General features: G+C 67.7%; 12 protein-coding genes. 5 read left to right on the top strand and 7 right to left on the bottom strand.

Translation table 11 applies throughout. The features are described from left to right. Nucleotides 1-35 precede the first annotated feature (35 nt). A complete protein-coding gene (acs, locus tag EEB18_RS06395; RefSeq protein ID WP_187142023.1) occupies nt 36-2,000 on the bottom strand; it encodes an acetate--CoA ligase in 1,965 nt (654 codons plus the stop codon). Nucleotides 2,001-2,190: 190 nt separating this feature from the next. Here acs and EEB18_RS06390 point away from each other — a divergent pair, with 190 nt between their 5' ends. Next, the gene (locus EEB18_RS06390) at nt 2,191-3,690 is read left to right on the top strand and encodes an aldehyde dehydrogenase family protein (protein WP_187142024.1); all 1,500 of its coding nucleotides are present in this window, start codon (nt 2,191-2,193) and stop codon (nt 3,688-3,690) included. Nucleotides 3,691-3,700: 10 nt separating this feature from the next. On the opposite strand, the gene EEB18_RS06385 is transcribed toward EEB18_RS06390, so the two are convergent. The 4 genes from EEB18_RS06385 to fsa all read right to left on the bottom strand — a co-directional run bounded on the left by EEB18_RS06385 (nt 3,701) and on the right by fsa (nt 7,834). Further along, nucleotides 3,701-4,579 carry a YwqG family protein gene (locus tag EEB18_RS06385; protein WP_187142025.1) on the bottom strand — a complete coding sequence of 293 codons (879 nt, stop codon included), beginning with the start codon at nt 4,577-4,579 and terminating at the stop codon, nt 3,701-3,703. Between the two features lie 83 nt (nt 4,580-4,662). Continuing rightward, nucleotides 4,663-6,165 (bottom strand): acetyl-CoA acetyltransferase, encoded by a 1,503-nt coding sequence (locus EEB18_RS06380; protein WP_187142026.1) that lies wholly within the window; start codon nt 6,163-6,165, stop codon nt 4,663-4,665. A 1-nt stretch (nt 6,166) separates the two neighbouring features. After that, on the bottom strand, nt 6,167-6,970 hold the full coding sequence (locus EEB18_RS06375) for an enoyl-CoA hydratase-related protein (RefSeq protein WP_187142027.1): 804 nt from the start codon (nt 6,968-6,970) through the stop codon (nt 6,167-6,169). A 213-nt stretch (nt 6,971-7,183) separates the two neighbouring features. Continuing rightward, a complete protein-coding gene (gene fsa / locus EEB18_RS06370; protein WP_056343398.1) occupies nt 7,184-7,834 on the bottom strand; it encodes a fructose-6-phosphate aldolase in 651 nt (216 codons plus the stop codon). 220 nt (nt 7,835-8,054) lie between these two features. Here fsa and radA point away from each other — a divergent pair, with 220 nt between their 5' ends. The 4 genes from radA to EEB18_RS06350 are packed head-to-tail and all read left to right on the top strand — an operon-like array spanning nt 8,055 to nt 12,304. After that, entirely contained in the window at nt 8,055-9,416 is a 1,362-nt protein-coding gene (radA, locus tag EEB18_RS06365; protein WP_056343395.1) for a DNA repair protein RadA, read from the top strand. A 10-nt stretch (nt 9,417-9,426) separates the two neighbouring features. Next, nucleotides 9,427-9,996 (top strand): CvpA family protein, encoded by a 570-nt coding sequence (locus EEB18_RS06360; protein ID WP_082544813.1) that lies wholly within the window; start codon nt 9,427-9,429, stop codon nt 9,994-9,996. Next, nucleotides 9,993-10,421, top strand: a complete 429-nt coding sequence (locus EEB18_RS06355) for an iron-sulfur cluster assembly scaffold protein (RefSeq protein WP_056343392.1) — start codon at nt 9,993-9,995, stop codon at nt 10,419-10,421. Before EEB18_RS06360 ends, EEB18_RS06355 begins: the two co-directional genes overlap by 4 nt. Further along, entirely contained in the window at nt 10,418-12,304 is a 1,887-nt protein-coding gene (locus tag EEB18_RS06350; protein WP_187142028.1) for a cation:proton antiporter, read from the top strand. Before EEB18_RS06355 ends, EEB18_RS06350 begins: the two co-directional genes overlap by 4 nt. On the opposite strand, the gene aroB is transcribed toward EEB18_RS06350, so the two are convergent. Beyond that, on the bottom strand, nt 12,301-13,407 hold the full coding sequence (aroB, locus tag EEB18_RS06345; protein WP_056343385.1) for a 3-dehydroquinate synthase: 1,107 nt from the start codon (nt 13,405-13,407) through the stop codon (nt 12,301-12,303). The genes EEB18_RS06350 and aroB overlap by 4 nt on opposite strands. After that, nucleotides 13,395-13,970, bottom strand: coding sequence for a shikimate kinase (locus tag EEB18_RS06340; protein ID WP_082544812.1), 576 nt, complete (start codon nt 13,968-13,970; stop codon nt 13,395-13,397). The genes aroB and EEB18_RS06340 overlap by 13 nt, the downstream gene beginning before the upstream one ends. Between the last annotated feature and the right edge of the window lie 22 nt (nt 13,971-13,992).

The following is a 13,992-nucleotide window of genomic DNA, read 5'->3' as shown; positions in this document are numbered from 1 at the left end:
AACTTCGTAAATTCATTATATTGTCGGGGCCGCGCCTACCGGTTCTTGCGCCCCTCGATCAGCCCGTCGACGAGGCTCGGGTCGGCCAGCGTCGATGTGTCGCCCAATGACCCGAAATCATTCTCCGCGATCTTGCGCAGGATCCGGCGCATGATCTTGCCCGAGCGCGTCTTGGGCAGGCCAGGTGTCAGGTGGATATGGTCGGGGGTCGCGATCGGGCCGATTTCCTTGCGCACCTGCTGCTTCAATGCGGCGGCGACCTCCTCGGTCGCTTCGACCCCGGCGTTGAGCGTCACATAGGCGTAAATGCCTTGGCCCTTGATGTCGTGCGGGAAGCCGACGACCGCGGCCTCGGCGACGTCCGCGTGCAGGACGAGCGCGCTTTCGACCTCGGCGGTGCCCATGCGGTGGCCCGACACGTTGATGACGTCGTCGACGCGGCCGGTGATCCGCCAATAGCCGTCGGAGTCGCGGCGGCAGCCGTCGCCAGTGAAATACTTCCCCTTGTAGGTCGAGAAATAGGTCTCGGCGAAGCGCGCGTGATCGCCGTAGATCGTGCGGGCCTGTCCGGGCCAGCTGTGGGTGATGCACAGATTGCCTTCGGCCGCGCCGCCGCTCTGTTCGTCGACGAGCACACCGCCCTCGGCATCGACGAGCTGCGGGCGGATGCCGAAGAAGGGCTTGCCGGCGCTGCCGGGCTGCGCGGGATGCGCGCCGGGCAGGGTGGTGATCATGATGCCGCCGGTCTCGGTCTGCCACCAGGTGTCGATCACGGGCACGCGGCCCTTGCCGACGATGTCGCTGTACCAGCGCCAGGCCTCGGGGTTGATCGGTTCGCCGACGCTGCCGAGCAGGCGGATCGACGACAGGTCGTGGCGGGTGACATAATCGTCGCCCTCGCGCATCAGCGCGCGGATCGCGGTCGGCGCGGTGTAGAGGATGTTGACCTGGTGCTTGTCGACGACCTGCCAGAAACGGTCGTGGTCGGGGTAGTTGGGGACGCCCTCGAACATCAGGGTCGTCGCGCCATTTTGCAGCGGGCCATAGACGACATAGCTATGCCCGGTGACCCAGCCGATGTCGGCGCTGCACCAGAAAATCTCGCCGGGGCGATAGTCGAAGCCGTACCAGAAGGTGCTCGCGGTCCAGACCGAGTAGCCGCCGACGGTGTGCAGCACCCCCTTCGGCTTGCCGGTCGATCCCGAGGTGTAGAGGATGAACAGCGGATCCTCGGCGTTCATCGGCTCGCAGGGGCAAGTGTCGCCGACGTCGGCTGAGAGCGCATCGTACCAATGGTCGCGGCCTTCGGTCATCGCGACGTCGCCGCCGGTGTGGGCGATGACGAGCACCGCCTTGACGTCGACGCGTTCGAGCGCCTTGTCGACATTGGCCTTGAGCGGAACGGTCTTGCCGCCGCGCAGCCCCTCGTCGGCGCAGATCACCCAGTCGCTGGCGCAATCCTCGATGCGGCCGTGGATCGCCTCGGGCGAGAAGCCGCCGAAGACGACGCTATGCACCGCGCCGATGCGCGCGCAGGCGAGCATCGCCACCGCGCCCTCGGGGATCATAGGCATATAGATGGTGACGCGGTCGCCCTTTTGGACGCCCATATTCTTGAGCGTATTGGCGAAGCGGATGACGTCGGCGAGCAGTGCGGCATAGCTGATCGTGCGCGTCTCGCCGTCGGGGGCGTCGGGCTCGAAGATGATCGCGGTGCGGTCGCCATGGCCGGCGGCGACATGGCGATCGACGGCGTTGTGACAAAGGTTGAGGACGCCGTCCTCATACCATTGGATCGACACCGGATCGTAGGACCAGTTGGCGATCTTCGTCGGCGGGCTGATCCAGTCGATCCGCTTCGCCTGTTCGGCCCAGAAGGCATCGGGGTCGGCGATGCTCTCGGCATAGAGCCGGTCGTAGTCGGCGGCGGTGCAATGGGTGTTCGCGGCGGCGTCGGCGGGGACCGGGACCAAAGGTTCGGAGGGGGGTAGGTCGGACATGTTGCTTCTCCCGCTTTTCAGGCCCGTCGCTTAGGCCGCGAATCTTGTCAGTCCCTCCTTATCCGTTCGCATCGAGCGAAGTCGAGGTGCCCGTCGGTCGCATACGACTTCGGGGTGTCTCGACTTCGCTCGACACGAACGGGTGGAGGGGATTAGAGGCGGCACGAGACCGCAATGGAAAGGACTATCGATGACCGGGATCGGCGAAGAGGTCGGGCGGCTGCTCGACGGGCTGGGCGTAGACCGGGCGTTGTGGACCGACGGATCGATGCCGTCGGTGACGCCGCTGACCGGCGAGCCGGTCGCGATGCTGCGCGTCGCCGATGCGGCGGCGATCGACGAGACGCTGGACAAGGCGGTTGGCGCCTTTCGCGCATGGCGCAACGTTCCGGCACCGCGGCGCGGCGAACTGGTACGGCTGTGGGGCGAGGAATTGCGCGCGGCCAAGGACGATCTGGCGAAGCTGGTGACGATCGAGGCGGGCAAGATTCCGTCCGAGGGCGCGGGCGAAGTGCAGGAGATGATCGACATCTGCGACTTCGCGGTCGGGCTTTCGCGCCAGCTTTACGGCCTGACCATCGCGACCGAGCGGCCGGGGCACCGGATGATGGAGGTGTGGCACCCGCTGGGCGTCGTCGGGGTGATTTCGGCGTTCAACTTCCCCGTCGCGGTGTGGGCGTGGAATGCCACGCTGGCGCTGGTGTGCGGCAACAGCGTGGTGTGGAAGCCGTCGGAAAAGACGCCGCTGACCGCGCTCGCCACGCAGGCGATTTTCGCGCGCGCGGTTGCTCGGTTCGGCGATGCGCCGGAGGGCCTGTCGCAACTGCTGATCGGCGGGCGCGAGGCGGGCGAGGCATTGGTCGACGACAAGCGCGTGGCCTTGCTGTCGGCGACGGGGTCGACGCGCATGGGCCGCGCGGTCGCGCCGCGGCTGGCCGAGCGCTTCGCGCGCGCTATCCTCGAGCTTGGCGGCAACAATGGCGTGATCGTCGCGCCCTCGGCCGATCTCGACCTCGCGCTGCGCGGGGTGGCGTTCGGCGCGATGGGGACCGCGGGGCAGCGCTGTACGACGACGCGGCGATTGTTCCTGCACGACAGCATCTACGACGGCTTCGTCGCCAAGCTGAAGGCGGCCTATGCGAGCGTCGGGGTCGGCAATCCGCTGGCGGGCGAGGTCCTCGTCGGGCCGCTGATCGACCGCGCCGCGTTCGAAATGATGCAGGAGGCGCTGGCGGCGGCCAAGGCGTCGGGCGGCGTCGTGCAGGGCGGGGAGCGCGTCGGCGAAGGCGCGAGCTTCTATGTGCGGCCCGCGCTGGTCGAGATGCCGGGGCAGGTCGGGCCGGTGCTCGAAGAGACCTTCGCGCCGATCCTTTATGTCATGCGTTATGACGACCTCGATGCGGTGATCGACGAACATAATGCGGTCGCTGCCGGCCTGTCGTCGGCGATCTTCACCACCGACATGCGCGAGGCCGAACGCTTCTTGGTCGCCAGCGACTGCGGGATCGCCAACGTCAACCTCGGCACCAGCGGCGCCGAGATTGGCGGGGCGTTCGGCGGCGAGAAGGAGACCGGCGGCGGGCGCGAGAGCGGGGCGGACAGCTGGCGCCAATATATGCGGCGCGCGACGAACACGGTGAATTATTCGGACGCGCTGCCGCTGGCGCAAGGGGTGTCGTTCGACATCTAGGATAGGGTGGTCAGTAGCAGTCCCACTGGTAGAAGATCTTGCTGAAGTCGCGCTTGAGCAGGTCTTCGCGCCGGATCATGAACTGGCCCTGCCCGGAGTCGCCCCACATGATGTGGTCGTCGCTCCACAGGTTGAGGAGGACGCGGTCGACGTCCTGATAGCGCTTGTCCGCGCGCCAGTCGGACTGGGTAAAGCCGGGGTGGCCGCCGACATGGTGGCCATGGGTCGCCAGTTCGATCTGCTTGTCGGCGAAGGCATAGATGCGGTCGCTCTTGGCGCGGTCGTTGAGCAGCGTGGCGAGGTCGCGTTCGGCGAGCCAGGATTCGACCGAGGGTATCTGGTCGGTCCGTTTCGGCTTCAGCGCGACGCCTCGCGCGACGGCGGCGTCGTAGAGCGGGGAATAATCGTCGATCCCGCGGTCGCCCGCTGGCCGTCCGCTGTGCAACTGGCCGGGGCCGTCCATTTTTTCGCGCCAGATGACACGAAACTTGCCGGCCTCGGGCTTCTCGAAATTCGCGCCATACAGGTCGTCGCGGGCGAGGAAGAATTGCAGCACGCCGCTGGTCGGATAGTCGGGCAGCGGCGGCAGTTCGGCAAAATCGACCTGCGCCAGGAAGGACATCGGTCGTCCTTCGGGGTCGGCGGGCCACGCTTCGCCGGCCGCCAGCCAGACCGGGCCGCCGATGCGTGTGCCCCCCGCCGTGGCGGGGGCCGGACCCGCCGGCTCGAGTTCGATCGCGGGGAGGCTGTGTTTTGCCTGCCAGGCGGCAAATTCGGACACCGCCGGATCGCGTAGCAATTCCTGCATCGTCGGCTCGGCGGGTATCGCCGGTGTGCAGCCGAACATCGTCGCGGCTGCGAGGGCCGCAGGGAGCAGGAGCCTTTTCATGTGGTGGAGCCTATCGGCTTAGCCGATCGTGCGCGAGTGAATTTGGGACGATGTTCCCCTCCCGCTTGCGGGAGGGGAGAGGCTTATGCGCGCCAGCCGAAGCGATCCTCGCCCAGCGCCACGACCGCGCCCGCCGTGCCGACCGGCTCGGCCTTGCCGTCGGTCAGGAACGCCAGCATCGCGGCATCGCTGACATCGACATGCGCCAGCGTGCGCTGGCCATCGGGCGTGCGCGCCACCACCACGCCGGCTTTCGGCGCGCCGTCGCGGCCATAGAAGACGGTGTAGCTTTCGATCGTCGCCGGCCCCGCATAGTCCTTGACCAGTTCGGGGACGGGGCCGCGCTTTTCCTCGGCTTCGGCCTGATAGTCGAAATCCTGCGGGAAGCTGGCGGCGGCGATCGGTTCGCTGCCGAGGACGATGCAATGATTGTCGGTCGCGAAGCCGCCATTGGCGAACAGGAAGCCGTAGCGGCCCTCCTTGCGCAGCTTTTCGACCATCGAGACCACCGCGTGGCTCATGTAATTGGCGATCGGGCCGCCGCCGAAGGTCAGGCCGCCGAAAACGGTCGCGGGCTTGTCGACCGACCAGCCGAGCGTACGCCGCGCCATCTTGGGCACGCAGGGGAAGCAGCTGTAGAGTTCGACGCAATCGAAATCCTCGACGGTCATGCTGTTGAGCGCGAGCGTGCGGTTGATGCTCGTTTCCATGCTGACGCTGCCGTCGTAGCGGTCGCGGTGGAGGATGTTGGCGGGCTCCTTTGCGGCGGCGCCCATGCCCACGTAAATGATCCGGTCGTCGGCGATGCCGCGGCGCCGCGCCTCGGCGAGGCTGGTGACGATGAAGCCCGCACCCTGATTCACCGACGAATTGGCGACCATCAGCTTCGAATAGGGAAAGGCGATCGGGCGGTTGCGCTCGTCGACGGTCAGGATGTCTGCCGGCGTCGCGGGCTTGCGGATCCACGCGCCATCGTTGGCGGCGGCGACTTCGGAAAAACGCGACCAGATCGCGGCGCTTTCGTCCTGTGCCTCGGTCAGCGTCTGGCCCCAGGCGGCGCGGGTGGCGTTTTCGTAGAGCGGATAGACATCGACCGGGGCCGAGAGCCCGTGCAATTGCGAATAATTGGGTTCGCGGCGGGTCGCGACCTGGCGGATCGCGTTGTAGCTTTTGTCTTCGCCTTTCGCGGCCTTGGCGGCGCGGCCGGCGGCGGTGCGCAGCGCTTCGGCACCGACGATCGCGGCGAGTTTGATCTCGCCGGCGCCGATGCGGTTCGCGGCCTCGTTGAGCAGGCGGATCGGGGTGTCGCCGTGCGGGGCGGCGGACTGGTAGTTGATCGCAGGGGTCGCACCGATCGCGGCGGCGAGCGGTTCGGGAAGCTTGCCGAGGCTGTGGAAGCTGATCTGGTCGACGATCGCGAGGCTGTCGATTTCGGTCAGCGACACGCCCGCGTCTTCGGCGGCGACCTTCAGCGCCGCGACCATCAGGCCAAGCGAATCGAGGCCCTGGTCGGGATCGGCGGGGCGGTCGTTGACCTGCCCGACGCCGATGATGACGGGGATAAGTTCGGGATCGGTCATTGTCATCCTAGCGTGCCTTCCACTCGGGCTTGCGCTTCTGCGCGAAGGCGAGCGGGCCTTCGCGCGCGTCCTCGCTGCGCATCAGCTGGTTGCGTTCGAGCGTGTTCGCCTCCCACGCCGCCGCGTCCGACGCGATACGGCCCTCGTGGATGCCGAGCGCGACGCGTTTCGACACCTGCACCGACAGCGGCGCGTTGGCGGCGATCTTTTCGGCGAGCGCGATGGCGGTCGGCATCAGGTCGGCGAGCGGGACAACGCGATTGGCGAAGCCATAGCGATGCGCGGCCTGTGCATCGAAGGGGTCACCGGTGAGCAGATGCTCCATCGCGAGCTTTTGCGGCAGCTGGCGCGCGATGCGAAAGGCGCCGCCGGCGGCGGCGAACAGCCCGACCTTGACCTCGGGCAGGCCGAATTGGGCGGTTTCCGCGGCGACGACGATGTCGCTCATCAGCGCGATCTCGCAGCCGCCGCCAAAGGCGAAGCCGTTGACCGCCGCGATGATCGGTTTCGAGATCGGGTGCGCGACCATGCCCGCGAAGCCCCACGCCTGTTGCGCCTCATCGTCGGGTGCGAGCTTGCCGCCGCGCGACAGCGCGACAAGGTCGGCGCCGGCGCAGAAGCTCTTGTCGCCCGCGCCGGTGATCACGACGACGCGGATCTCGGGGTCGTTCTCGGCCTCTTCGAGTGCGGTGCCGATGCCGACATGGACGTCGGCATTGACCGCGTTGCGCGCCTCGGGCCGGTTGATCGTGATGATCAGGATATGGCCCTGACGCTGCGTCAGAACGGCGGGGGCGGCGGTGTCGGTCATCGAATCTCTCCCTTTGTCGTAGGGGAGTATCGGCGTGAGTTGACGTTTACGTCAACTGTAAAGGGATGAATCCTCCCTGTCGCGAAGCGATGGGGAGGTGGCAGCGGCGCAGCCGCTGACGGAGGGGCCATGGCGCGACGTCGCCGGCCCCTCCACCACCGCTTCGCGGCGGTCCCCCTCCCCACGGCTGCGCCGCAGGGAGGATCTCTATCTTCAGATCGACTGCCCGGTCTTCGCCCAGTCGGCGAGGAAGCCTTCGATGCCCTTTTCGGTCAGGATGTGCTTGAACAGCCCCTTGATGACCGACGGCGGCGCGGTCATCACGTCGGCGCCGATCTTGGCGGCTTCGAGAACATGGATGCCGTGGCGGACGCTGGCGACGAGGATTTCGGTCTCATAGCCATAATTGTCGTAGATCAGCCGGATATCCGAAATCAGCTGCATGCCGTCGAAGCCGTTGTCGTCGTGGCGGCCGACGAAGGGCGAGACGAAGGTCGCGCCGGCCTTGGCCGCGAGCAGCGCCTGCGCCGCCGAGAAGCAGAGGGTGACATTGACCATCGTGCCGTCGCCGGTCAGCGCCTTGCACGTCTTGAGGCCGTCGATGGTCAGCGGCACCTTGATGCAGACGTTGGAAGCGATCTTGCGGAGGATTTCGGCCTCCTTCATCATCGTTTCATGGTCGAGCGCGACGACCTCGGCCGACACGGGGCCGGTGGTGAGGGCGCAAATCTCGCGCGTCACTTCCTTGAAGTCGCGGCCCGACTTGGCGATCAGCGAGGGGTTGGTGGTGACCCCGTCGAGCAGGCCGGTCGCGGCGAGTTCCTGGATGTCGGCGATTTCGGCGGTGTCGGCGAAGAATTTCATGGTGCGGGGGATCCTTGTGCGGGGCGATTCGGTGGTTGGTTATCGCCCTAGAGCAGTGCGCGAGAAAACTGAACCGTCACCCGCTGTTCGTCATTGCGAGCGAAGCGAAGCAATCCAGAGCGGCCTTGCACAGCCCTGGATTGCCGCGTCGCTTCGCTCCTCGCAATGACGGGGGAGGAAAGGGCTAGCGTTCCGCGTTTGTTCCGATTATGCGAACCCCATGGCCAAAGCGAAACGCCAATATGTCTGCCAGAATTGCGGCTCGGCCACCTATCGCTGGCAGGGGCAATGCGCCGATTGCGGCGAGTGGAACACGCTGGTCGAGGAAGCGGGCGAAACGGCCTTTTCGGCGAAGCACGACCTCAGCAAAGGCGGACGGACGATCGCGCTCGAGGCGCTCGACGCGCACAGCATCATGCCCGAGCGGATGCTGTGCGGCATCGCCGAGTTCGACCGCGCGCTGGGCGGCGGTTTCGTCGCGGGGTCGGCGACGCTGATCGGCGGCGATCCGGGGATCGGCAAGTCGACGCTGTTGTTGCAGGCGGCGGGGCGGCTGGCGCTGGCGGGCAAGACGGTCGTCTATATCAGCGGCGAGGAAGCCGCGGCGCAGGTGCGGCTGCGCGCGCAGCGGCTGGGGCTCGGCAAGGCGCCGGTGCAATTGGCGAGCGCGACCTCGGTGCGCGATATCCTCGCGACGCTTGGCGGAAGCGATCCCGATTTCATCGTCATCGATTCGATCCAGACGATGCACAGCGACCTGATCGAAGGCGCGCCGGGGACGGTGAGCCAGGTCCGCGCCTCGGCGCAGGAACTGATCCGCTATGCCAAGGACAGCGGCGCGGCGCTGGTGCTCGTCGGCCATGTCACCAAGGACGGGACGATCGCGGGGCCCCGCGTGCTCGAACATATGGTCGATACCGTGCTGGCGTTCGAGGGCGAGCGCAGCCATCAATATCGCATCCTGCGCGCGGTCAAGAACCGTTTCGGCGGCACCGACGAGATCGGGGTGTTCGCGATGGGCGAGGGCGGGCTGGGCGAAGTCGCCAACCCGTCGAGCCTGTTCCTGACCGACCGCAGCCGCGACGTGCCGGGGTCGGTGGTGTTCCCCGCGCTCGAAGGCACAAGGCCGGTGCTGGTCGAGGTGCAGGCGCTGACCGTGCGGCTGGCGAGCGGAGCAACGCCGCGCCGCGCGGTGGTTGGCTGGGACAGCGGGCGGCTCGCGATGGTGCTCGCGGTGCTCGAGGCGCGCTGCGGGCTGCAGCTTGGCGGGGCGGAGGTCTATCTGAATATCGCGGGCGGTTATCGGCTCACCGATCCCGCGGCCGACCTCGCGGTCGCGGCGGCGCTGATCTCGGCGTTCAGCGAGCGGCCGGTGCCCGCCGATGCGATCGTGTTCGGCGAATTGTCGCTGTCGGGCGAGGTGCGCCCGGTGTCGCACGACGGGCTGCGGTTGCGCGAGGCGGCGAAGCTCGGTTTCTCGACCGGCTGGGGTCCCAAGGGGATGAAGGGCGTCGGCGGGATTTCGGTCACCGGTTTCGGCCGATTGGGCGAACTCGTTGACCTGATGCTCGGGCGCGACTAGCGACCGGCAAATGGGAAGTCTGACGGCTCTGGATATCGTCGTGCTCGTGCTGGTTGGCGGCGGCGCGGTGCTCGGTTTTACGCGCGGCCTGGTGCAGGAGGTGACGACCCTCCTCGCCTGGGTGCTGGCGATCGTCGCCGTGCGCCTGTTTCACGGCATGGTGACCGGCCTCGTCAGCGGCTGGGTCGGGACCCAGGGCGGCGCGGCGGTGCTCGCCTTCGTGCTCGTTTTCGGCGGGGTGTTCGCGCTCGCCAAATGGGGATCGCGCGCGATGGGCAAGCGCAGCCGCGCCTCGCTCGTCGGCGGGTTCGACCGCGGGCTGGGCGCGGGCTTCGGTGCCGTGAAGGGGCTGCTGATCGCTTCGATCGGCTTCCTGCTCGTCACGCTGCTGTACGACATCGGTTATGGCAATACGCAGCGCCCGGCGTGGATGACCGACAGCCGCACCTATCCGGCGCTCAATGCCACGAGCGCGGCGATGAGCAAGGTCATCGCCGAGCGCCGCGCCGCAGCGCGCGAGGCCGAGGCAAACGGCAGCGCCAAGGACAACAAGGACGCGTCCGCCGCGGGCGCGAAATGAGCGCGCCGCTCTATAATCGCGACATTTTGTCGCTCGCGGTCGCGACCGCCGAATATCTGCCGCTGCCCGATGCGCGCCATCACGCCTCGCTGCGCGCGCCGCTCTGCGGCAGCCGGATCATCCTCGATCTCGATACCGACGGCGATGGCCGCGTGACCGCCGTGGGCCTGCATGTCGAGGCCTGCGCGCTCGGACAGGCGTCGGCGGCACTGCTCGCGCGCCATGCGAAGGGGCGAAGCCTCGACGATATCCGCGCCGCGCGGACAGCCATAGCGGGCTGGTTTGGCGGCACCGGCGACCAGCCCGACTGGCCCGGCTTCGACCTGCTGGCGCCGGCGAAGGATTATCCCGCGCGGCACGGCGCCATCCTGCTGCCCTTCGATGCGGCGATCGCGGCCTATGAGGCGGAGACCGCGGGCGCATGAGCCTGTTGCTGCTCGCGACCGCCGCGTCGGACATCGCGGCCGGCAATGGTGTCGCGACCGACACGATGTTGTTCGAAGGGGCGATCCTGCTCGGCGTCGCGACCCTGTTCGTCATGATCTTTCGCCGCCTCGGCCTCGGTGCGGTGCTCGGCTATCTGATCGCGGGCGCGCTCGTTGGCCCGCATGGGCTGGGGCTGGTCGGTGGCGGCGAATCGAAACTCGCCTTCGCCGAGATCGGCATCGCCTTCCTGCTGTTCCTCGTCGGGCTCGAACTCCATCCGCGCCGCCTGTGGGAACTGCGCCGCGCGATCTTTGGGCTGGGCATGGCGCAGGTCGTGGTGAGCGGGCTGATCCTCACCGCGCTGATCCTCGCGACGCTGGGGTTCAGCTGGCAGGCGGCGCTGGCGCTCGGCCTGCCGCTGGCGCTGTCATCGACCGCGCAGGTCCTGCCCAGCCTCAAATCTTCGGGCACGATCAATTCGCCCTTCGGCGAAAAGGCCTTTTCGATCCTGTTGTTCCAGGATCTCGCGATCGTGCCGATGATCACCATCGTCGCCGCGCTGTCGCGCGCGCCCGCCGACCCGTCGGCGCCGCCGGGATGGCAGATGGGGCTTTATACGGTCGGCGCGATCGCCGCGCTGGTTCTGGTCGGACGCTTCATCGTCAACCCGTTGCTGCGCCTCGTCGGGCGCTATGGCGAGCGCGAGCTGTTCGTCGTCGTCGGGCTGCTGGTGGTGCTGGCGAGCGCGGCCTTCATGCACAGCCTGCATCTGTCGACCGCGCTCGGGGCCTTCATCGCGGGTGTGATGCTCGCCGACTCGCCGTACCGGCACGAGATCGAGGCCGATGTCGAGCCCTTCCGCCTCGTCCTGCTCGGCCTGTTTTTCCTTGCGGTGGGCATGGTGCTCGATGTCGGCGCGGTGATGGAGCGGCCCTGGCTCGTCCTCGGCCTCGCGGCGGGGCTGGTCGCGGTCAAGGTCGGCGTTCTCACCGGGATCGCGCGCGTGTACGGCATGTCGTGGAAGGCCGCGCTCGGCCTCGGTCTGCTGCTCAGCCAGGGCGGCGAGTTCGGTTTCCTGCTCTTCACCCAGGCGTCGGACGCGCTGCTGATCGCCCCCGAGGCAGCGAGCCTGTTCAGCGCGGTGGTGACGCTGTCGATGGTGTCGACGCCCTTCCTGATGCTGTTCGCGCGCAACCTGGAATTCGCGCCCGACCGCGATGGCCAGGAGCTCGCCGGTCCCGAGGATGCGCCGCGCGGATCGGCGCTGGTGATCGGTTATGGGCGGTTTGGACAGATCGTTTCGCAGATGCTGCATGCGGTCGATTGTTCGGTGACGCTGATCGACAAGAAGCCGAGCCAGATCGAGCTGTCGGAACGGTTCGACACCAAGGTCTATTTCGGCGACGGGCTGCGGCTCGACCTGCTGCGCCGCGCGGGGGCCGATGACGTCAAGCTGATTGTCTATTGCATCGACGATCGCAGCGTCGATGCCGCCGCGCTGCGCCCGGTGGTCGAGGCCTTCCCCAATGCGAAGGTGCTGATGCGCGTGTTCGACCGCCGCCAGTTGATGGCGATCGACGGGGCGGGAGCGAGCGGCGCGGTGCGCGAGGTGTTCGAAAGCTCGATCGCGCTGGGGTTGATGGCGCTCGAACAGCTCGACATCGACCGGCGCGAGATCGAGGATGTCGAAGCGGCGCTGCGTCACCTCGACGAGGTGCGGCTCGATGCGCAGCTGGTCGATGGAGACCTGTCGGCGGGCATGGACCATCGTTTCCAGCCCGGGGGTAGCCGCGAGGGGACGAGCATCCTCGAGAAACTGCGCGAAACGCGCCGCGCGGCGAAGCTGGCGAAGGAAGAGGCCGAGGGTGAGCCATTCGCCTAGGCGGCGTCGGCGCCGTCCAGAAACGCCGCGACCTTGTCGAGGCCATAGTCTTCGGTCACGAAGCTTTGGCCGATGCCCCGCGTCAGGATCAGCGGCAGCTTGCCGCCGCGTACCTTCTTGTCGTGCGCCATGTGCGCCGCGAGCGTCGCGCCGTCGCTGTTGACGCCGGCGCTCGCGAGGCTGTGCGGCAGGTCGACGCTGGCGAGATGGTCACGGACGCGGGCGGCGTCCTCCGGCGGGCAGAGGCCGTTCGCGGCCGAAAACTGATGCGCCAGCACCATGCCCGCGGCGACCGCTTCGCCGTGGAGCAGTCGGTCCGAATAGCCGGTCTCGGCCTCGAGCGCGTGGCCGAAGCTGTGGCCGAGGTTGAGCAGCGCGCGGATATCCTGCGTTTCGCGCTCGTCGGCGGCGACGATGCGCGCCTTGGCCGATACGCTGTGCGCAATCGCCTTGTGCCGGGCGGCGCTGTCGCCCGCGAGCAACGCGGCGCCGTTCGCCTCGCACCAGGCGAAGAAGGTGGGATCGTCGATCAGGCCATATTTGACGACTTCGGCATAGCCCGCGCCGAGTTCGCGGCGCGGCAGCGTTGCGAGCGTCGTCGGATCGATCAGGACGAGCGCGGGCTGGTGGAAGGCGCCGATGAGATTCTTGCCCGCCGCGACGTTGATCGCGGTCTTACCGCCGACGCTGCTGTCGACCTGCGCCAGCAGCGTGGTCGGCACCTGTACGAAGGCACAGCCGCGTTTGACGATGCTGCACGCGAAACCGACGAGGTCGCCGATCACCCCGCCGCCGAGCGCGATGACATGGTCGCTGCGTTCCACGCCCTCGCCGATCAGCCATTCGGTGAGGCGGCCGAGGCCGGCCCAGCTCTTGCTGCCCTCGCCCGCCGGCAGGACCAGCGAGGAGAAGGAAATGCCTTCGGCGCCGAGCGAGGCGCCGACTGACGTCAGATAGTGCTGCGCGACATGGTCGTCGGTGACGATCATCGTGCGCGGGCGCTTGAGCAGCGGCGCGACATGAGTGCCGATGTCGCGGATCAGGCCGTCGCCGATCAGGATCGGATAGCTGCGGCTGCCGAGTTCGACGGTCAGGCGTTCCATTGCGAAAGGGCCTCCAAAATCGCGCGCACCGTATGGTCGTGCGGGCTCGACGCCGAGCTAACGCGGATATGCGCCTCGGCATAGATCGGGTTACGGACGACGGCGAGTTCGCGCAGCACCTCGCCCGGATCGCGATTCTTGAGCAGCGGGCGGTGGCTGCGGCGCCCGACGCGTTCGACGAGGGTCGGAATGTCGGCGTCGAGCCAGATCGACAGGCTCGCCTGCTTGATCAGCGCGCGCGTCTCTTCGTTCATGAAGGCGCCGCCGCCGGTTGCGAGGACGAGCGGCTTGCCGGTCAGCAGGCGCGCGATGACGCGGCGCTCGCCGTCGCGGAATTGCGCCTCACCGAAGCGCGCGAAAATCTCGCTGATCGTCATGCCCGCCGCGCGCTCGATCTCGTCGTCGGCGTCGGCGAAGCGCATCCCGAGCCGTGAGGCGAGACGACGGCCGATCGTCGACTTGCCCGACCCCATCAGCCCGACGAGAACGATCGGCCGCTCGCGGATCGCCGCGGACAGGGCACCCGAGGAAATCGGTGCCGGGCTTTTCGGGTTTCGCGTCATGCTGGGCGCGGCTATACCGGCT

Origin of the sequence: Sphingopyxis sp. OPL5, from assembly GCF_003797775.2 — a bacterium.
In the GTDB taxonomy this organism is placed as follows: domain Bacteria; phylum Pseudomonadota; class Alphaproteobacteria; order Sphingomonadales; family Sphingomonadaceae; genus Sphingopyxis.
This window is presented reverse-complemented; position numbering and strand designations above follow the sequence as displayed.